Source organism: Pseudomonas agronomica (genome assembly GCF_025917275.1).
Taxonomy (GTDB): Bacteria; Pseudomonadota; Gammaproteobacteria; order Pseudomonadales; family Pseudomonadaceae; genus Aquipseudomonas; species Aquipseudomonas agronomica.
In genome coordinates this window covers 1-910 of the sequence record NZ_JAOSHO010000919.1, presented here as the reverse complement: position 1 = coordinate 910, position 910 = coordinate 1, and the positions used below count along the sequence as shown (strand labels likewise).

2 protein-coding genes are annotated in these 910 nt (G+C 62.2%); both read right to left on the bottom strand.

The annotated features are described in order from the left end of the window. Nucleotides 1–33: 33 nt before the first annotated feature. Entirely contained in the window at nt 34–468 is a 435-nt protein-coding gene (locus OC610_RS28115) for a DcrB-related protein (RefSeq protein ID WP_181289626.1), read from the bottom strand. An 18-nt stretch (nt 469–486) separates the two neighbouring features. Further along, nucleotides 487–910: bacteriophage T4 gp5 trimerisation domain-containing protein (locus OC610_RS28110; protein ID WP_408636674.1), on the bottom strand; the 424-nt coding region annotated here is incomplete at its 5' end.

Genomic DNA, 910 nt, shown 5'->3' with positions numbered 1-910 from the left:
GACTCAGGGTGCGTCAGGCATGCAGGGAGCTCATCAAGCCGGACCATCAAACACCAACGACCCCTTGATCGTCGCCCAATGCGCCGCCTCGGCGTCGCCCAGCTTCTCGGCTTTCACATAGCTCAAGGCAAGCATCTTGCGCGTGCCGGGCAGTACCAGCGCCAACTGGTACTGGAAAACCTTCTCGTTGCCCTTGTTGAACTGGCTGCGCAATTCGATGGCTTCGACTTCCTGGTTCGCGCCCACGCGCAGGGTGGCGCCCGGTTGGCAGCGCAGGTCCTGGACTTGTTTTTCCAGGCGCTTGAGCTGGTCGTCGAGGTTGCTTTGCAGGGTTTCGCCCTCGGCCAGCAGGCTTCGGCTGACGATCAGGGACGTGCCCAGTTCGGGAAACTTGAGGATGTTGATCGAGGCGTCGAGCAACTCGCTGGGCGGCAGTTGGAGCTGGAATTCGTTGAGGCGGTAAGTCATGGTGCTGGATTCTCGAAGTTAGCCCTTGGGCGCCGGGAACGCGGCGGCGACGTTGGCGTCGATGCTGGCCTTGACACCCTGGCCGTCCGGTGTGGCGCCAGGGCCGCCGCCGTTGTTCAGGTGCAGGACGCCGCCGGTGTTGAACTCGGCGTCGCCGCTGGCGTAGAAGCTGATCTGCACGCCGGTCAGGTTGATCTGGCCGCTGGCATTGAGCTCCAGGATGCTTTCGCCGCAGACAAGACGCAGGTTCTCGCCCACTTCGATGACGTAGCTCTGGCTGATGCTGTCGGTCTTGCGCTGGCCCACCGAGAGGATGTCTTCCTGTTTGACGATGCGCAGGCGGTTGTTGCCGATGGTCACGGTTTCGTCGTGGCCGATGCTCTTGTTGCGGTCGTGGCCCACCGAATGGCTTTCATCCACCTCGACCACGATGTCCTGGTTA